At 66.4% G+C, this 18,115-nt stretch carries 19 protein-coding genes and 1 pseudogene; 7 read left to right on the top strand and 13 right to left on the bottom strand.

The window, feature by feature from the left end; all coding sequences use genetic code 11:
- Positions 1-228: 228 nt before the first annotated feature.
- The 4 genes from CFB43_RS11225 to CFB43_RS11210 form a co-directional block, all read right to left on the bottom strand.
- Complete coding sequence (locus CFB43_RS11225) at positions 229-861, bottom strand: glutathione S-transferase family protein (protein ID WP_089495088.1); 633 nt, start codon at positions 859-861, stop codon at positions 229-231.
- 37 nt (positions 862-898) lie between these two features.
- Complete coding sequence (locus tag CFB43_RS11220; protein ID WP_089495087.1) at positions 899-1,645, bottom strand: SDR family NAD(P)-dependent oxidoreductase; 747 nt, start codon at positions 1,643-1,645, stop codon at positions 899-901.
- 32 nt (positions 1,646-1,677) lie between these two features.
- Positions 1,678-2,538: an alpha/beta fold hydrolase gene (locus tag CFB43_RS11215; RefSeq protein ID WP_089495086.1), complete on the bottom strand. Its 861-nt coding sequence runs from the start codon at positions 2,536-2,538 to the stop codon at positions 1,678-1,680.
- Between the two features lie 120 nt (positions 2,539-2,658).
- Complete coding sequence (locus CFB43_RS11210; protein WP_089495085.1) at positions 2,659-3,408, bottom strand: SDR family NAD(P)-dependent oxidoreductase; 750 nt, start codon at positions 3,406-3,408, stop codon at positions 2,659-2,661.
- A 161-nt stretch (positions 3,409-3,569) separates the two neighbouring features.
- Between CFB43_RS11210 and CFB43_RS11205 the strand changes: the two genes are divergently transcribed.
- On the top strand, positions 3,570-4,484 hold the full coding sequence (locus tag CFB43_RS11205; RefSeq protein WP_089495307.1) for a LysR family transcriptional regulator: 915 nt from the start codon (positions 3,570-3,572) through the stop codon (positions 4,482-4,484).
- Between the two features lie 393 nt (positions 4,485-4,877).
- Here CFB43_RS11205 and CFB43_RS11200 read toward each other — a convergent pair whose 3' ends face one another.
- From CFB43_RS11200 to CFB43_RS11160, 9 genes are all read right to left on the bottom strand, one after another.
- Positions 4,878-5,495 (bottom strand): 3'-5' exonuclease, encoded by a 618-nt coding sequence (locus CFB43_RS11200; protein WP_089495084.1) that lies wholly within the window; start codon positions 5,493-5,495, stop codon positions 4,878-4,880.
- 255 nt (positions 5,496-5,750) lie between these two features.
- Complete coding sequence (locus CFB43_RS11195) at positions 5,751-6,215, bottom strand: acetyltransferase (protein WP_089495083.1); 465 nt, start codon at positions 6,213-6,215, stop codon at positions 5,751-5,753.
- Between the two features lie 116 nt (positions 6,216-6,331).
- A complete protein-coding gene (locus tag CFB43_RS11190; RefSeq protein ID WP_089495082.1) occupies positions 6,332-6,823 on the bottom strand; it encodes an NUDIX hydrolase in 492 nt (163 codons plus the stop codon).
- Between the two features lie 50 nt (positions 6,824-6,873).
- On the bottom strand, positions 6,874-7,758 hold the full coding sequence (locus CFB43_RS11185) for an NAD(P)-dependent oxidoreductase (protein ID WP_089495081.1): 885 nt from the start codon (positions 7,756-7,758) through the stop codon (positions 6,874-6,876).
- A gap of 97 nt (positions 7,759-7,855) precedes the next feature.
- Positions 7,856-8,143 (bottom strand): gamma-butyrobetaine hydroxylase-like domain-containing protein, encoded by a 288-nt coding sequence (locus CFB43_RS11180; RefSeq protein ID WP_089495080.1) that lies wholly within the window; start codon positions 8,141-8,143, stop codon positions 7,856-7,858.
- Entirely contained in the window at positions 8,140-9,135 is a 996-nt protein-coding gene (locus CFB43_RS11175; protein ID WP_089495079.1) for a HEAT repeat domain-containing protein, read from the bottom strand. Before CFB43_RS11175 ends, CFB43_RS11180 begins: the two co-directional genes overlap by 4 nt.
- Before the next feature lie 31 nt (positions 9,136-9,166).
- Positions 9,167-9,412, bottom strand: a complete 246-nt coding sequence (locus CFB43_RS11170; protein ID WP_089456406.1) for a 4Fe-4S dicluster domain-containing protein — start codon at positions 9,410-9,412, stop codon at positions 9,167-9,169.
- A 10-nt stretch (positions 9,413-9,422) separates the two neighbouring features.
- The gene (locus CFB43_RS11165; protein ID WP_089495078.1) at positions 9,423-11,162 is read right to left on the bottom strand and encodes a fumarate reductase/succinate dehydrogenase flavoprotein subunit; all 1,740 of its coding nucleotides are present in this window, start codon (positions 11,160-11,162) and stop codon (positions 9,423-9,425) included.
- A complete protein-coding gene (locus CFB43_RS11160; RefSeq protein ID WP_089495077.1) occupies positions 11,159-11,929 on the bottom strand; it encodes a GntR family transcriptional regulator in 771 nt (256 codons plus the stop codon). Before CFB43_RS11160 ends, CFB43_RS11165 begins: the two co-directional genes overlap by 4 nt.
- A gap of 323 nt (positions 11,930-12,252) precedes the next feature.
- Here CFB43_RS11160 and CFB43_RS11155 point away from each other — a divergent pair.
- The 6 genes and pseudogenes from CFB43_RS11155 to CFB43_RS11130 all read left to right on the top strand — a co-directional run bounded on the left by CFB43_RS11155 (position 12,253) and on the right by CFB43_RS11130 (position 18,108).
- A pseudogene (locus CFB43_RS11155) lies at positions 12,253-13,133 on the top strand (MFS transporter).
- Between the two features lie 278 nt (positions 13,134-13,411).
- A complete protein-coding gene (locus CFB43_RS11150; RefSeq protein ID WP_006478536.1) occupies positions 13,412-13,813 on the top strand; it encodes a DnaJ family domain-containing protein in 402 nt (133 codons plus the stop codon).
- Positions 13,810-14,406: a tRNA adenosine(34) deaminase TadA gene (tadA, locus tag CFB43_RS11145; protein ID WP_089495076.1), complete on the top strand. Its 597-nt coding sequence runs from the start codon at positions 13,810-13,812 to the stop codon at positions 14,404-14,406. Before CFB43_RS11150 ends, tadA begins: the two co-directional genes overlap by 4 nt.
- Before the next feature lie 108 nt (positions 14,407-14,514).
- Positions 14,515-15,453 (top strand): muramoyltetrapeptide carboxypeptidase, encoded by a 939-nt coding sequence (gene ldcA / locus CFB43_RS11140; RefSeq protein WP_089495075.1) that lies wholly within the window; start codon positions 14,515-14,517, stop codon positions 15,451-15,453.
- Between the two features lie 315 nt (positions 15,454-15,768).
- Entirely contained in the window at positions 15,769-16,473 is a 705-nt protein-coding gene (locus CFB43_RS11135; protein WP_089425662.1) for a GntR family transcriptional regulator, read from the top strand.
- 150 nt (positions 16,474-16,623) lie between these two features.
- Positions 16,624-18,108: an NCS1 family nucleobase:cation symporter-1 gene (locus CFB43_RS11130; RefSeq protein WP_089425661.1), complete on the top strand. Its 1,485-nt coding sequence runs from the start codon at positions 16,624-16,626 to the stop codon at positions 18,106-18,108.
- The last annotated feature ends 7 nt before the right edge of the window (positions 18,109-18,115 follow it).

The raw sequence follows: 18,115 nt of genomic DNA, 5'->3' as shown, positions 1-18,115 counted from the left end.
CAAGTTGGCGGCAGAGTTGGCGGTAAAAATCGAGGCCGCATCAAGACATACCCGTTCACTATTCAGACTTTTACCGTCCTTGACGGTAAAAGTCTTCCCGGGGAAGCTAGTTTTACGCGGCTTTCCGGGCATCCACAGTTCTCCCGATCCCTGACGGTAAAACCGACGGTAACGCCGTCAAAAAATTGGACGCGGTGAACGCTTCGCAATATGCGAAACGGACTGCGTTCAAGCGGTTGCGCTGTCGCGAAGCGAGACGGTGTCGTACCAGCGTCGCAGCGCACGGAATTCTTCCGGAATCGACAAGTCGATCGCCTTGGCGGCGAAATCCACAGTGGCGAGCAGCGTGATGTCCGCTACCGAGAAGTTCTCGCCAGCGGCGAAGGGCGACTCGACCAGCCGCGCGTTCATGTCCGCGAACAGATTCTTCACGCGCCGCGTGCTGCGCTCGACCAGTGCAGGGATCTGCTCGTAGTCGTGCGGTCCCGCGATCGCCCGGCCCTTCAGGCCGGGCGCCTTGTTCCGAATCGCTTCCATCACTGACGCGAATCCTTCCTGCTCGATGCGGCGATCCCACATCGAGACCACGGCCTGCTCCGTGGGCGTCGTGCCGAAGAGCGACGGCGTCGGGTACACATCATCGAGGTAGCGGCTGATGACGGGCACTTCGCCGAGGGCCGTCCCATCATCCAGCACCAGCGTGGGCACGACGCGGCGCGGATTGATGGCGCGGTAGGCGTCGCCGTGTTGTTCGCCCGTGCCCAGGTCGACCGGCACCAGGGTGGGAGTGAGGCCCTTCTCGGCGAGCAGGATACGCACGCGACGGGAATTGGGCGACGACGTGGAGTGATAGAGCTTCATTTGAATTTCCTTGAGAGATTGAATGGGTGGGGGTGCCTCAAAGCTTGGAGCCGCCATCCACGCGCAACGTGTCACCGGTGATCCAGCGCGCCTGGTCCGAGGCCAGGAACGCGACGACGCTGGCGATGTCTTCGGGTTGGGCCAGCCGTTGCAAGGCCTGCATGCCGAGGGTTGCCTCGCGGCCGGCGTCCGTCTTGGTGAAATTCGACATCTCGGTTTCCACCACGCCCGGTGCCACTGCGTTGACGCGGATGCCACGCGAGCCGAGAGCCGCGGCCCAGTGCTTCACCAGCGTATCGATCGCACCCTTGGTGGCCGAGTAGGCAGAGAGCGTGCCGACCGAGGCGTGTGCCGCCAGCGAGGACAGCAGGACGATGCTGCTTCCTTTGCACAGTGCAGGCAGTAGTTGCTGCACGAGGAAAAATGGTGCGCGCACGTTGACGGCGAAGAGCGCGTCGAAGTCCTCGACCGTCGTCTCCTCGATCGACGCGGCCTTGGCGATGCCCGCATTGGCCACCAGAACATCCAGCCGTCCGCCGATGATGGTGCGAACGCGTTCGGCGAGCTGGTGCGGACCGTCCGGCGAACGCAGGTCGGTGGCGATCGTCTCGGCTTTGCCGCCGGCCCGGCGGATTTCGTCGACCACGGCGGTCGCCTCCGTCTCGCCGCTGCCGTAGTGAACCAGGACCTGCGCTCCGGCCGCGGCCAGCGTCAAGGCGGTGGCGCGGCCGATGCCGCGCGAAGCACCGGTGACGAGCGCGGTCTTGCCCGTGAGTGAGTTCATGACGTCCGTCTCCAAAGAGGTTGCGAGGTCGCTCAAGCGCTGGCCATGCCGGCCGGGCCTTCGTTCAGGAACTGAACGGCGTGTGCGACGAAGCGCTCCGGGTACTGATAAATCGAGCCGTGGCCGTCGTCCGGATAGAGCACCAGCTGGGCGTTCGGCAGGTGCTGCTGCAGCGTGACGGAGTGCGCAGTCGGGATGATCGCGTCGTGGCTGCCCTGGACGATCAGCGTGGGCTGCCGGATCGACTCCAGGTAGGCCAGCGCATTCTCGTCCGGCGCGATCCATTTGCCGATGGCGGCGCCTTGGGCGGCGACGGTTTGCGCGCTCACTTCCGGGTCGCGATCCTGGCGGCGCCACTTGCGTTGAAGGAAGGCGATGCCGGCTTTCTGGCTGGCCTCGGACGGAGCGAAGTGCACCGACAGCCAGAGATGTTCAGGCGGCTCGTAGCGGCCCGCAAAGATCTCCGCCGAGCGGCTGGCCGTCATGTCGTTGCCGCGATGGCCGGTGCCGACGAGGATGAGCTTGCGCACGAGATCCCCGCCTTGAAGTGCGATCTCTTGCGCGACAAAACCGCCAATCGAGATGCCCAGCACATCGACCTGGGGGAGGCCGAGCGCGCGGATGAAGGCAATGGCGTTGGCGCCCATTTCGGGGAAGCTTGCCGGTGTCTCGCCGGACGAGCTGGACACGCCGGCGTTGTTGAACAGGATCACCTCGCGCGTCTCTGCGAGGCCGTCGGTCACGGCCGGATCCCAATAGTCCATCGTTCCGGTGTAGTGCTGGTTGAAAACGATTGGCACGCCGCTTGACTTACCGAACCGGCGATAGGCGAAGCGGATGCCATTGGCCTCGATGTACTGGGTCGGGGCGGTGTGATGAGTGAAGGTGTGCATGGTCGTATTCCCTATGAGGCTGACGGATCCTTGAGCGGGCAAGGTGCTGCCCCGCCTCGGTGAAAAGCCGGGCGTTGCCTGGGTGACGGGCAGGGCCGCGCCGGCTCGGCGCGGCCCGGATCAGCCGGCTGTCTTGCCGCCATCGACGGTGACGATCTGGCCGGTCACGAACGCTGCGGCGCCCGAAGCCAGGAAGCGCACGGCCGCTGCAATCTCGGCCGGCTTGCCGACGCGGCCCAGCGGCACGCGTGAAGCGAGCGCAGCCTTGTTCTCCGGCGTGGCGGTGAAGCGGTCCAGCATGCCGGTGTCGGTCGGACCTGGAGCCACGGCGTTGACGCGAACGCCTGCGGCCGCCACTTCCAGCGCTGCGGACTTGGTCATGCCCTCGACGGCATGCTTGCTGCCGGCGTACACCGACGCGTAGGCCGCGCCTTCATGGCCGTAAGTCGAAGAGATGTTGATGATGCTGCCGCTGCCCTGGGCAGTCATCACGCGCAGTTCGTGCTTCATGCTCAGCAGCGTGCCGAGCACGTTGGTGTCGAAGGTGGCGGCGTAGCTGTCGGCGGTCTGGTTCACGATCAGGCCGGGCTGGCCTTCGGTGCCGGCGTTGTTGACGGCCACGTCCAGGCGGCCGAAGTGAGCCACGGTCTGGTCCACCAGATCCTGAACCTCCTGGTCATGCCGGACATCGGCCTGGATGAAGTGGGCCTCGGCGCCCAGCTGACGGAGTTCGGACTCGAGTGCCTGGCCTTCCGCCGGCCGGCGGCCGGAGATGACGAGACGGGCGCCGCTGTCCGCGAACGCCAAGGCGGTGGCGCGACCGATGCCGGTCAGCGCGCCGGTGATGAGAATGACGGGGTGGTGGCTCATGATATGCTCCTTGAGGTATGACGGTTGACGTACGGGCGATGGGTTGCTGTCGTTCCGAATCTGCTTTCCCCGCCGCCATGGGTGAGAATTTAGGGGCTCCCCCTCAGAAACAAAAAGACTTTGTAAGCGGGTGGGGATGCCTAAAAAGCATGGGGGCAAGCATGGAGCTGAGACATCTGCGCTACTTCATCGCTGTGGCGGAAACGGGCAGTCTGACGGTGGCCGCCGAGCGGCGGCTGCATACCTCCCAGCCTTCGCTGAGCCGGCAGATCCGCGACCTGGAGGATCAGGTCGGCGTGGATCTGCTGAGCCGCAGCACGCGCGGCGTCGAACTGACGCCGGCGGGGAAAGCGTTCATCGATCACGCGCGATTGGCCCTGAGTCAGGTCGATGCGGCGATCGAGGCCGCGCGCCGGGCGGCGCAGCCGAGCAAGCAGCGTTTTGCACTGGGCTTCCTGACCGGACAGGAGATGACCTGGTTGCCGAAGGCGCTGAACTTGCTACGCGACGAGTTGCCGAACATCGACGTGACGGTCTCCAGCGATTACTCACCGGACCTGGCGGATGCATTGGCGCGTGGCAGGCTGGACCTGGCCTTCCTGCGCGCCGAGCCGGGCTTCGATCTGGACTACACGACGGTTGGGCAAGAGCCGCTGGTCGTGCTGATGCCGAGCGATCACACCTTGGCCTCGCAAGAGCGCATCCGACCGCAACAACTCGTGGGACAGCCCTTCGTGGCCATGGCCAACAAGGCGCGCGTGCTGCGTTCCGTGGTGGACACGTACCTGCAGCGCGAAGGTGTGACGCTTACGCCCACCCAGGGCGTGGACAATCCAGCGATGGTGATGTCGCTCGTGGCGTCGACGCGCGGGCTGACGTTGATTCCCGACTACGTCGAGAACCTGCTGCCGTGGTCCGTGGTAAGCCGCCCGTTGGCGGGAGACGCGCCGACAATCGACCTCGTTGTCGGTCACAGCCGTTCCAACACCTCTCCAATCCTCAAGCTCTTCCTGTCCCGGTTGAGCGAACTGGTGCCAGCGGCCGCCAAACAAGCCATGCAGCCGAGAGTGTCGTAAGGACAGGGGTTTGCCATGTTCGGCGCAGAACCTGTGGTGCTGCGTCAATTTTTTTGCAATACAGTGCCGAGCCCAAGCTCCGCGCACGGGTTGGAGAAATCGGTTGGGCGCACACCCTGCTCATCATGTCGCGCTGCAAGCGCGCGCAGGCGCGTCAGGACGACGAGAGCCTGTCCATCTGCATCATCATGTGCAAGAAGAGGCCTTGCATGACACGAACACATCGCAGCTCAGTCAGTCAGCGTCGTGGGCGGCCACAAAATGGCCGTCCTGCCGTTGCCTTATATTTGGAATCAACCGGAAGACTGCTGCGACAAGAAAACGGCCTGGCAGGTTGCCAAGCCGTTTTTCATCAATGGATTGCGCGAATCGGAAGCATCGCGACCCGGATGCTCACGCGTGTGCGCCCACGAGCGAACGCAAGTACGTCGGCACTTTCGCCTTGGCCGTTGCCTGCACACGGGCCATGAGCGCGTGATCGATGCGATTCAGTCCGTACGTCCGCGCAATGTCGTGCTGCAGCCGGCACCACAGGTGTCCGGCCATCTCGGCATCGACCATCGCCCGGTGCGCACGGCCCGATTTCGGCAGCCGCAGCATATCCACCAGGCTCGACAGGCGGTGACTCCGGGCATCCGGATAGATACGTCTTGCAACGAGCATCGTGCACGCAAAGGCATGCTCGGCCGACACGCCAAGCAGCCCGAGTTCCGACTGCCAGAACCGTTTGTCGAACCCGGCGTTGTGGGCGACGACCGCATGCTTGCCGACGAACGCCGCGGCTTCCTTCATGACCTTCGATGCAGGCGGCGCGGCTGCGATCATCTCGTTCGTGATGCCGGTCAGCGCGACGACATCGGACGGTATGCGTCTGCCTGCATTCATCAGGCTCTGGAAACGGTCGACGATTTCACCGTCCCGGAGCAGGATGACGGCAATTTCGGTCGCACGGTCGCCCATGTTCGGCGAAAGTCCGGTTGTTTCGAAGTCCAGTACCGCAACGGTTTGCATGGTCGAATCCTGTGGCTTCACGCGGTGTCGTTAGAGTGGCCGAGAGGTTAGCATCTCCCGGCCCTCGACAGGCTCGTTCCGTCCGGGAAACGATCATCCGTGCAAGGGTCGAGCGCGTGGTGCCGGTGCGTCGTGCATGACGCGTCACGTGGCCGCATGCGGCATGCGTGGAGCGGACCTGGTATCAGGTCGCCGCGTTCGCGTGCCCGGAGCGCATGACGTGGAGGGCGGCGCGCTATCCCGCGCCGGCCACCGTTATGCGTGCTGCGGCGAGGACAGGGGTGCCGCTCGATAGCGCAGGTGAATCAACGGATAGGCGCGCCCCTGCCCATCGAGCGCCGATCGCCCGGTGCGCTCGAAGCCGAGCCGTTCATAGAATCCTGCCGCCGCTTCGTTCTGTTCGTTGACGTCGGTCGACAGGTCGGGATGACGCTTGAGCGCCTCTCCCACGAGCAGGCGCCCGACACCCGCGCCGTGGTGAGCCGGATCGACGAACAGTGCTTCCATGTGACTACCGTCGAGCAACATGAAGCCGATTGCGCGGTCGGCTTCGTCGACGGCGAGATCGAGCGGTGCACCGGGCAGGAACGCGACGACTTCGGATTCGATCGCGCGGCGGTCGTCGTTGCTGAGGAAGTGGTGCGTGGCGTCGACCGCGTTGCGCCAGATATCCAGCACGCGTGCGCCGTCGGCCGGAGTGGACTTGCGAATTCGGATCATGGGTTGGCCCATCTTTGATTTGTAATTGGCGGTTCGTCGGCGCGTAGCCGGCACCGTTATGGTTCCGATCGGGCCGCGCGCAAGCGCTGCGAGAAAGACAGCGTTGCTTCACGCATTCAAGTATTGGCCGGACGCTGCGCATGACCAAGTGCCGCCGCACGCTCGATCGCGCGTCGCGCGACATCACGAACCCCCACGCTCATCGGCAAGTCATCGCGATCGAGTTCGGCGAGATCGAACCAGCGCGCGTCGAGTGCATCGTCGCCGGCAGCAGGCGCGCCGCGCAACCATCGGCACAGCACCGCGACCATCACGAAATGCTGACGCACGTCGCCGCCGGCATCGTAGTCGAACGCATCCAGTGCGGTAAAGGTGTCGAGCGCCTCGACGTCGACAGTCGCCTCTTCGGCAATCTCGCGCACGACCGCGTTCGCAATCGATTCTCCCGCTTCGATCTTGCCGCCGGGAAAGCCCCAGCAGCCCGCATCGGGCGGATTGGCGCGACGTACCAGCAGCACGTCGCGCTCTCGCAGGACGATGCCGATCACGGCGGGAACCGGGCGGACGGAAGCGGGGACGATGGTCGGGGAGCGGGGTGAGTCGGACATGGGACGCTACGTGCGGGTGCGTTCGAGTGGTTGGGGCGGCCGGCGACGATTCATTGCGCGCCGTCGGTGCGCTGCTCGATCGCGCGGATCACGGCGACCATGTCGTCCGCGCCATGTCCGGCCCGCTCGGTCTCGCCGTACAGCGCATGGCAGATGTCGAGCAGTGGCGACGCGACGCCGATGCCGCGCGCGGATTCGGCGACGAGGCGCGCATTCTTCAGCACGTCGGTGATCGCGGCCTGCACCGAGAAATCGGCCGCGACGAGTTTGCCGAGCTTCACGCGCGACACATCGCTCGCCATCGGGCCCGCGTTCAGCACGTCGGCGAAGCGGGCGAGATCGATGCCGTGGCGTTGCGCAAAATGCGTGGCTTCGGTCAGGCCGGTGACCATCGTGATCAGGAACAGGTTCACGGCGAGCTTCATCGTCAGCGCCGACGGCACGTCGCCGCACACGAAGCTGTCGCGGCAGAGCGGCTTCACGAGCGCGCGGACGGCGTCGACGTCGTCCTGTGCGCCGGCGAGCATCACGACGAGTTGACCGGCTTCGGCCGGCTTGCGCGACCCCGACACGGGCGCTTCGACATAACGGCCCGACGCGGAGGCGATGTCATCGGCCAGTGCGCGCGAATACTCGGGTGCGTTCGTGCCCATGTTCACGATGACGTGGCCGCCGACACGGGCGGCGAAACCGGGCGTGCCGCGCGCGAGGGCGCCGTCGATCGCCGCGTCGTTCGCGAGCATCAGGATCACGGTGCGGCAGGCCGTGAACACGTCGTCGATGTGCTCGGCCACGCGCGCGCCGGCGTCGCGCAGTGCATCGTCGTTGCCGTGCGACCGGCTCCATACGACGAGCGGCGTGCCGGCCCGCGCAAGATTGAGCGCCATCGGCGTGCCCATTACGCCGAGGCCGATGAATCCGACTGCGGTTTGCATGTTCTGGCTCCCACGATGGGTGGAGACGATCGTGGGCGTCAGTATCGCAGCGTTTCCGCACGCCTGCCATGTCGTCCGCGCAGCCGCGGGAGCGACGTCACGGCCGCGCCGTCATGCCCGCCAGATACGGCCACGGATAGATGCCACGCGCATGACCGTCGCCGAACACCACGCGGATGCCGTAGCCGGCTGCTTCAATGCTGTCCAGCATCAGGTCGGGCCGCGCATCGACACGACCGCCGTCGTGCCGGATCCTCCGGCATTCGGCACACGGGCAATCGCCGCGCAACCGCGCATAGCCGACGCGTTGCGTATGACCGTCCGGCCAGCGGAGGGTCAGCGTGCGCGCCGGATGATCGAGCACGATTTCGGTCGGGGAGATCATCGCGACGCCTCGTCGATCTGCCGGATCGCGATCCGCACGGCCTTGCGGACTTCCGGATCGTGATCCTCCCGTGCGCGGGTCAGTGCGGGCAACGTCGCGCGGTCCCGCAATTCGCCGAGCGCAAGCGCGGCTTCCTTGCGCAGGTTGCTGATCGCGTGCGAGAGCAGCGCGACGACGGCCGGCGCCGCGGCCGCGTCGCGCAGTTGCCCGAGCGCACGCGCGGCACGCAGGCGCACCTGCCAGTAGTCGTCGTCGAGCGCGGCGACGAGCGGTTCGCGCGCGGTCGCAATGCGCAGCTTGCCGAGCGTCGTGGCCGCTTCCTCGCGCACCTGCCATTCGCGGTCGCGCAGCGCGGCGAACAGCGCGTGGATGACGAGCGCCTCGTCGGGCGTCGCGAACCCGATCGCGCCGACCGCGATGCGTCGCACGTCCGCTGCGGCATCGCGTGTCGCGATGCCTGCAAGCGGTGGCAGCGCACGCGGATCCTTGAGCCAGCCGAGCACCGCCACGGCTTCGGCGCGCACCTCGGCGTGTTCGGCATCGAGCGCGTGCAGCGCGGGCGCGAACGCGCCGGGGTCGCGCAGCTCTCGCAATCCGCGCAGCACGGCACGGCGCACGAACGGCTCGGGCCGGTCGGCCCATCGGCACAGCACGTTGCCCGATGCCGCGTCCTTCAGTTCGGACAGGCTCTGCGCGGCGGCGGCGCGCACGTCGTCGTCCGGATCGAGCAATGCGCCGCACAGCGCGTCGACGACGTCGGGTTGCTCCCATGCGCCGAGCACACGGGCGGCTTCGCCGCGCACGTCGGCCGACGGATCGTCGCGCAGCGCGGCGACGAACGCGGGCACGAACCCCGCGTCCTCGAGGTCGGCGAGTTCGAACAGGGCGACGCGGCGCACGGCGGAATCGGGCGCGGCGAGGCGGGCGACGAGTGCGGTTTCGTCGGAGGCATGTGCGCGGGGCAACGCGGCAGCGAAGGAGGAGTCGGTCATGGGCGACGGGAGAGAGCGTTGAGGGACGCGATCAGCGCAGCAGGTAAGGGATGTCGACCTTGACCGCGCCGGTCGGGCAGTCGCGTTCGCACGGCATGCAGTACCAGCATTCGTCGAACTGCATGTAGGCCTTGCCCTTGGTCACGTCGATCGCGAGCAGGTCGAGCGGGCACACGTCGACGCAGACGGTGCAGCCCTTGTCGGCGATGCAGAGGTTCTCGTCGATCGTCACGGGTGCGCTGCTGCGCTGGAAGATGTCGTGCGGCGTATGGGACATGGCAGGTTCCTCAAAGGGCGGCCGCGAGCGCGGCCGGTTCGCGGATGCGCAAATTCGTGTAGGCGCCGCGTTCGTCGTCGGCAAGCGGCACGACGTACGGTTCGACCGGACGCTTCTCGCTGCGCATCGCGCCCGCGGCGTCCTTGCGTAGCCAGGTGTGGCAGAACCATTCGGCGTCGTTGCGATGCGGAAAGTCGACGCGGTGGTGGTACAGCCCCCAGCGGCTCTCGGTGCGGAACAGCGACGCGCGCGCGGCCATTTCCGCGCAGTCGCGGATCGCACGCACTTCGGCGGCGCGCATCAGCTCGTGCGGATGGTTCGCTTTTATCGCTTCGATATCCTCAGTAATGGCGTCAAAGCGTTGCAACCCGATTTCCATCTTGCGCGTCACCTTCGGCGGTTGCAGATAGTCGTTCACCATGCGGCGCAGCTTGTATTCGACCTGCGCCGGTGCGAGGCCGCGCTCGCGCAGCAACGGCGCAAGCACACGGGTGCGTTCGGCGGCGACCTGTTCGTCGTCCACCGGCGCATGCGCGCGGCCGGCCACGTAGTCGGCCGCGTTCTGCCCGGCAAACCAACCGTACGTGAATGCGCCGAGCATGTAGTTGTGCGGGACGGCCGCCATGTCGCCGGCCGCGTAGAGCCCCGGCACGGTCGTCTCCGCGCGGGCGTTCACGTACACGCCGGACGCGCTGTGGCCGCTGCAGAAACCGATCTCGGAGATGTGCATCTCGACCATCTGGCTGCGGTAATCGGTGCCGCGCCCGGCATGAAAGCGGCCGCGGCTCGGCCGCTCGTTCGTGTGCAGGATCTGCTCGATGGTCTGGATCGTTTCTTCCGCGAGATGGTCGAGCTTCAGGAACACGGGGCCGTTGCCGCTTTGCAGTTCCTGGTAGAACTCCCACATCATCTGGCCGCTCCAGTAATCGCATTCGATGAAGCGTTCGCCCTTGCCGTTCGCGGTGAAGCCGCCGAGCGGGCCCGTCACGTACGCGCACGCGGGGCCGTTGTAGTCCTTGATCAGCGGATTGATCTGGAAGCATTCGAGATTCGCGAGCGCGGCACCGGCGTGATACGCCATCGCGTAGCCGTCGCCCGCATTGGTCGGATTCTCGTAGGTGCCCATCAGGTAGCCCGAGGCCGGCAGGCCGAGGCGACCGGCCGCGCCGCAGCAGAGAATCACGGCCTTCGCGCGGATCACGTGGAATTCGGCGGTGCGGCAGTCGAAGCCGAGCACGCCGCTTGCGCGGCCCTGCGCGTCGGTCAGCACGCGCGTCGCCACGATCCGGTTCGTGATCGCGATGCGCGCGCGCTTCAGTTGCCGGTACAGCACCTTCTTGATGTCGTGTCCTTCCGGCATCGGCAGCACGTACGAGCCCATGTGATGGACCTTCTTCACTGCGTAGTCGCCGGTGCCGTCCTTCTCGAACTTCACGCCCCAGCGGTCGAGCTGCTCGATCGTTTCGAAGCTGTGCGTCGCATACGCATACACGGCCTCCTGGTCGACGATGCCGTCGTTGGCGATCGTGATCTCGCGCGTGTACTGCTCGGGCGTCGCATGCCCGGGGATCACCGCGTTGTTCAGGCCGTCCATCCCCATCGAGATCGCGCCGCTGCGCTTCACGTTGGCCTTTTCGAGCAACAGCACGCGCATGGACGGGTCGCGCTCCTTCGCCTTGATCGCCGCCATCGGGCCGGCCGTGCCGCCGCCCACCACGACGATGTCGTATTCGAGCACATGGGTAGTCATTGCTGTTTCCTTGCAGGTTGGCGCGGTTTCTGCCGATCGATGCGCAGCCGGTACTGGAAGGCGTCGCCGCGGAAGTAGAGGTATTCGAAGTCGATCGGTGCGCCCGATGCGTCATGCGTGAGGCGTTCGATGCGCAGCACGGGGCTGCTTTCCTCGACGTGCAGCGCATCGACGATCTCGTCGTCGGCGAGGATCGCGTCGATCGACACGTCGGCATGGCCGAGCGGGATGCCGCAGTCGTTTTCCAGGACCAGGAAAATGTCGCGCGTCGCGAGGTCGGCGCCCGCGAGGCGCTTGCCGAGGGCTTCGGGCACCCACGTCTGCTCGAGCGACACGGGCTCGCGATTGAGCAGCCGCACACGATGGATCTCGACGAGCGGCGCGCCTTCGGGCACGTTCAGCTTTGTCGCGAGATGGCGGTCGGCCTTGACGGTGCGGAAGCTGCGCACCTGGTTGACGATCTCGTAGCCCATCGACGACATCGCCTCGGCGAAGCCCTGCAGCGACGTCACGTTCTGGAACGCCTTCGGCTTCGACACGAAGGTGCCCTTGCCGTGCAGCTTGAACAGCAGTCCTTCCTTTTGCAGATCGCCGAGCGCCTGGCGCACCGTGATGCGGCTGACGTCGAACATCGCGCAGAGTTCGTGCTCGGACGGCATCCGGCTGTGCGGCGCATAGGTGCCGTCGAGAATGCGCGCGCGCAGCGTGTCCTTGATCTGCACGTAGAGCGGGGCCGCCGACAGCGGCACGACGTTGGGGGAGGTCATCGGTCAACTTGTTATGACAAGATCGATCGAGTGTAGTCAGCCGGGTCGCGCGGCCCAACCAACTATTTCTGATTTCGACTTTCCGATTCCGGAAAAGCGCGGCGACAGGGGGCAGACCGAACGGACCACCCGGCATGTAGCGTCGGCTCGCTCCGCCCGTTGCGGGCCGAGCGGATCGGCGGACAATGAAAAATTCGGCGACGCGTGTGCCGCGCATGTCGATTTCGCGGTGCGTCGCCCGTCGTATCCATGTCGACCGGGCCTTGCGCGAAGCAGGTGGCGCCCGGTTCCCGAGGATCGCCGTCACGACAAGGAGGCACCCCATGCCGGATTCCCGATACCGCTGGGTCATCGTCGCCGCGGGCGGCCTGATGGGCTGCATCGCGATCGGCGCGATGTTTTCGCTGCCGGTGTTCCTGCGCGCGATCGCGCGCGACACGGGCTGGTCGATGACCGGCATTTCCGGCGCGATGACGCTCGGCTTCATCGCGATGGCTTTCGCGAGCATGGGGTGGGGCAGCCTGTCGGACCGCATCGGCACGCGCCCGGTCGTCATGACGGGCGCCGTCCTGCTGTCGGCAAGCCTGGCGCTGGCGAGCCGGCGGCGATGTCGGTCGCGGCCGCGCTGCGTTCCCCGCAGTTCATCGTGCTGCTGCTGACCAACTTCTTCTGCTGCGCGACGCATTCGGGCCCGATCTTCCATACGGTCAGCTACGCGGTGACGTGCGGGATCCCGCTGATCGCCGCGGTGTCGATCTACAGCGTCGAAGGGCTCGCCGGCATGGGCGGCCGGATCGCGTTCGGGATCCTGGGCGACCGCCTCGGCGCGAAGCGCATGCTGGTGGCCGGGCTGCTTGCGCAGGCGCTGGGTGCGCTCGGGTACTACTTCGTGCGCACGCTCGACGGGTTCTACGCGGTCGCGGTCGTGTTCGGCTTCATCTACGCGGGCGTGATGCCGCTGTATGCGGTGCTGGCGCGCGAGAACTTCCCGCTGCGGATGATGGGCACCGTGATCGGCGGCTGCGCGATGGCCGGCAGCCTCGGGATGGCCGCGGGGCCCGTCGCCGGCGGTCTGATCGTCGATACGTTCGGCAGCTACGGCTGGCTGTATCTCGGCTCGTTTGCGATCGGTGTCGGCGCGTTCCTGATCGCGATGATGTTCCGTCCGTTCGCGAACGCGCGGCGGGAAGCGGCGGCTGCGTGACCTTGCGACCGAAGCGGGGACTGCTTCCGTTTCACCGGATCGGCGCGGCGTGGTCCGCGTTGCCGCAGAAAAATAGGGCCCGGCACCGTACGCGTTGGAGGGTGTACGAACGGCCCGCAGCCCGCTGCGGCGCAGCAGAGCGGCAAATGAGACCGATCGGCGTGCATGCCCCGCGATTCGGCCCCTAAAAAACACAATATCGAGCATATATTCGAAGGGCCTGTCATACCCGCGTCACCCTGCTAGAATTCGGCCTGCCGCATTGTTCCGATTGACTGATGAGATTGCTTGACGCCCTGGTCGAACAACGTATTGCCGCCGCCGCCGCGCGGGGCGAGTTCGACGATTTGCCGGGTACCGGCGCGCCACAGGCGCTGGATGACGACCTGCTCGTGCCCGAGGAGGTGCGGGTGGCCAACCGTATCCTGAAGAATGCGGGCTTCGTGCCGCCGGCCGTCGAGCAATTGCGCGCGCTGCGCAACCTGCATGACGAAGTGCAGGCGGTCAGCGACCGCGCCGCGCGGTGCCGGCTGCAGGCGAAGATCCTCGCGCTCGACATGGCGCTCGAATCGCTGCGCGGCGGCCCGATGGTGATGCCGCGCGATTACTGCCGGCGCATCGCGGAGCGCTTGTGCGAGCGCGGGCTCGACGAAGCGTCCGCCGAAGCGGGGCCGATGTGACGTCCGACGCGCTGCACGACGCAGCCCGGTCGGCAGTCGCCCCGGCGGCCGAACCCGCCGCCGAATCTCCCGTTCCCGAAGCCGCGCCCGTATCGGCGCGCGACCTGCATTTCATGCGTCTCGCCCAGGCCGCCGCCGAAGAGGCGCGCGCGGCCGGCGAAGTGCCGGTTGGCGCGGTGCTCGTGCGTGGCGACGAAGTGATCGCACGCGGCTTCAACCATCCGATCGGCGGGCACGACCCGTCCGCCCATGCGGAAATGGCCGCGCTGCGCATGGCCGCACAGCATCTGCAGAATTACCGGATGCCCGGCTGCGAGCTGTACGTGACGCTCGAGCCGTGCCTGATGTGCGCGGGCGCGATCATGCATGCGCGCATCGCGCGGGTCGTCTACGGTGCCGCCGATCCGAAGACGGGCGCGTGCGGCAGCGTGATCGACGCATTCGCGAATCCGCAACTGAACCACCATACCGAAGTGACCGGCGGCGTGCTCGCCGACGAGTGCGGCGCCGCGCTGAAGTCGTTCTTCGCCGAGCGCCGTCGCGCACTGCGCGAAGCACGGCTCGCCCGCGACGCCGACTCCGGCGCGTCATAGGCGCCCGCCGCGCCCATCGCTCGACGCGAGCCGGGCGTGCACGGTTCCGTGAACCGGAGACGGTTCGGTCCCTCTAAGGGGTTTGACGACCCGACACCTTTCTTCGCCATGTCCTTCCAGCCTGCCGCGTCCTACACCATCCGCCTGCTTGCGCCGTCCGGCTATCCGCACGATCCGGACGCGATCAATCGCGCGCTCGAACGCCTCGGCACCGCGCAGCATCGCATCGAGAACATCGAGGCGACGCAGCGGCGCTTCCAGCGGTTCGGCGGCACCGACGGCGAGCGGGCAGGCGACCTGAACCGTCTTGCCGATCCCGAGCGGCCGCTGCCGGACATCGCGCTCGCGGTGCGCGGCGGCTATGGCGCGGCGCGCATCCTGCACGGGCTCGACTATCGCGGGCTCGAGCGCAGGCTGCGCGACCAGCCGGTCGCACTCGTCGGCCATAGCGATTTCACGGCGCTCCAGCTCGCGCTGTACGCGAAGGCGCGCATCAAGACGTTCGGCGGCCCGATGCTGTCCGCCGACTTCGGCGCGGAAACGCCGAGCGACTTCACGATGCAGCACTTCTGGCAGACGCTGACGCAGCCGAGCACGACGATCATCGCCGAAGCGCCGCAGGTGCAGAGCGTGAACGTGACGGGCACGCTGTGGGGCGGCAACCTCGCGATCCTCACGTCGCTCGTCGGCACGCCGTACATGCCCGACATCGAGGGCGGCATCCTGTACATCGAGGACGTCAACGAGCAGCCGTTCCGGATCGAGCGGATGATCTATCAACTGCACCTGTCGGGGCTGCTCGCGCGCCAGCAGGCGCTCGTGCTCGGCCAGTTCACCGGTGCGCGGCCGTTCGAGTACGACAACGGCTACGACATGCAGGCGATGATCGACCAGGTGCGCGCGGTGATCGGGATTCCGGTCGTGACGGGGCTTCAGTTCGGTCACGTGCCCGACCTGCTGACGCTGCCGTTCGGCGCACAGGCGCAACTGGTCGCGAATGCGCACGGTTTCCGGCTCACTTTGTCGGACTATCCGCACCTCGGTTGAGGCGGTGCAGCCGGTCGAAAGGCGGGGGCAGCTCATTCCCCGCCTTTTTCTTTATGTAAGCGCGCAACTAACGGTCAAGTATTTTCGTCGGCATCTGCAAGCTCGCCGCCGGATCCTGCACCAGTTTTGTCAACAAAATGACGGGGAGGGTATACGACGAAAAGCACGTCTGTCATACGTCTTGGCCTTGCCATGCATGGATTTGACGCATCGTGCACCGAACGAGGTCGCGGCGATGCACGCCGATTGTGCGCAATGCTTGAAAAGAATTGTTGACAATCTTTATGTCCACCCTAGGATGAGGATCATCACACGATGCCGATCATGAACGAGCCCGAATCCCACCCGTCCGGTGCAGCCAGTCCCGAAGCGATCGCCGAGCGGATCCGCACGGCGATCCTCGAGCATCGGCTCGCGCCGGGCGCGAAGCTGACGGAGGCGCAGCTCTGCGACGTGTTCAACGTGAAGCGCGGGGCGATCCGCCAGGCGCTCGCGCAGCTCGCGACCGACAAGCTGGTCGATCTCGAGCCGAACCGCGGCGCGTTCGTCGCGAGCCCGACGCTGCAGGACGTGCACGAGGTGTTCGAGATGCGCCGGATCATCGAGCTCGCCGTGGTCGAGCGGCTCGCGACCGGGCCCGGTGCGAAGCGGCTGAAGGGCGTCGCCTCGCTGATCGAGAAGGAACGCAAGGCGTTCCAGCGGCAGGACTTCGCGGCCTGGATCCGCCTGTCGGGCGAATTCCATACGGCGCTCGCGACGCTGATGGGCAATGCGACGCTCAGCGCGTGCCTCGAAGGGCTCGTCGCACGCTCGACGCTGATGTCGGCGCTGTACGAGTCGCACGGGCGCAGCCCGTGCTCGTGCGACGACCACGACGAGATCCTCGGTGCGCTGGAGGCCGGCGATCCGAAGCGGGCGGTGACGCTGATGGCGCACCACCTGCAGCATGTCGAACTGAAGATGCTGGACCGGCCCGCACAAGGGCAGGTCGATTTGCGCGAAGTGTTCGGCGGCGCCTGAGCGGCGACGCGAACCCGGCCGCGCGCCACAAGAACGAGCGAAATGCAGGCCCGCGGCGTGTGCCGCGGGCCGCTGGTCCGACTCCGGGCGTCGATCCGGAGCGATATCGATGACGGTGGAGCGGCCTTGCGGCCGCGTCAAGGAGAAGTCATGGCTCAGTTCAGTGTGGCGCACGACAGCGCCTATCCGGCGGACGAAGGCGGCGAGGGCGGCGACCCGACACTGCCGAATGGTTACAGCGAACGTCTGTACAACGAAGATTTGGCACCCCTGAAAAATCAGACATGGGGTTCGTACAACATCTTTGCGTTCTGGATGTCGGACGTGCACAGCGTCGGCGGCTACGTGTTCGCGGGCAGCCTGTTCGCGCTCGGGCTGACGAGCTGGCAGGTGCTGATCGCGCTGATCGTCGGGATCGGCTTCGTGAACCTGCTGTGCAACCTGATCGCGCGGCCGAGCCAGCAGATCGGCGTGCCGTATCCGGTCGCGTGCCGCGCGACGTTCGGCGTGCTCGGCGCGAACGTGCCGGCCGTGATCCGCGGGCTGATCGCGATCGCGTGGTACGGGATCCAGACCTATCTCGCGTCTAGCGCGCTGGTGATCGTCGTGCTGAAATTCTTCCCGCAATGGCTGCCTTACGCGGACGTGCATCGCCACGGCTTCCTCGGGCTGTCGGCGGTCGGCTGGGCCGGCTTCATGCTGCTGTGGGTGCTCCAGGCGTTGGTGTTCTGGAACGGGATGGAGACGATCAAGAAGTTCATCGACTTCGCAGGGCCGGCCGTCTACGTCGTGATGTTCATCCTCGCCGGCTACATGGTGTGGCGCGCGGGCTGGCGCAACATCGGCCTCAACCTCGGCGGCGTGAAGTACCACGGCGCGGAAGTGATTCCGGTGATGATCACGGCCGTGTCGCTCGTCGTGTCATACTTCTCCGGGCCGATGCTGAACTTCGGCGATTTCTCGCGCTACTGCCGCTCGTTCGGCGAAGTGAAGCGCGGCAATTTCTGGGGGCTGCCGGTCAACTTCCTCGCGTTCTCGCTCGTCACGGTGATCACGACGGCCGCGACGCTGCCGGTGTTCGGCGAACTCATCACCGACCCCGTCGAGACGGTCGGTCGCATCGACCATCCGACCGCGGTGATCCTCGGTGCGCTGACCTTCACGATCGCGACGATCGGCATCAACATCGTCGCGAACTTCGTGTCGCCCGCGTTCGACTTCTCGAACGTCGCGCCGCGCCTGATCAGCTGGCGCGCGGGCGGGATGCTCGCGGCCGTCGCGTCGATCTTCATCACGCCGTGGAACCTGTTCAACAACCCGGCCGTGATCCACTACACGCTCGACGTGCTCGGCGCGTTCATCGGCCCGCTGTACGGCGTGCTGATCGCCGACTTCTACCTCGTCAAGCGCGGCCGGCTCGTGCGCGACGACCTGTACACGATGTCGGAAAGCGGCACGTACTGGTACACGGGCGGCGTGAACCGCCGCGCGCTGGCCGCGCTGTTGCCGGCCGCGGTGATCGCGATCGTCTGCGTGATGGTGCCGGGCTGGCAGGGCGTCGCGAACTTCTCGTGGTTCATCGGCGCGGGGCTCGGCTTCGTGTTCTACCGGCTGCTCGTGAGCGCGAAGGCCTGAGGAGCAT

The organism is Burkholderia sp. AU15512 (genome assembly GCF_002223325.1).
Classification (GTDB): domain Bacteria; phylum Pseudomonadota; class Gammaproteobacteria; order Burkholderiales; family Burkholderiaceae; genus Burkholderia.
Note: the sequence above shows the minus strand (reverse complement) of the source record. Positions and strands in the feature narration are given on the sequence as shown.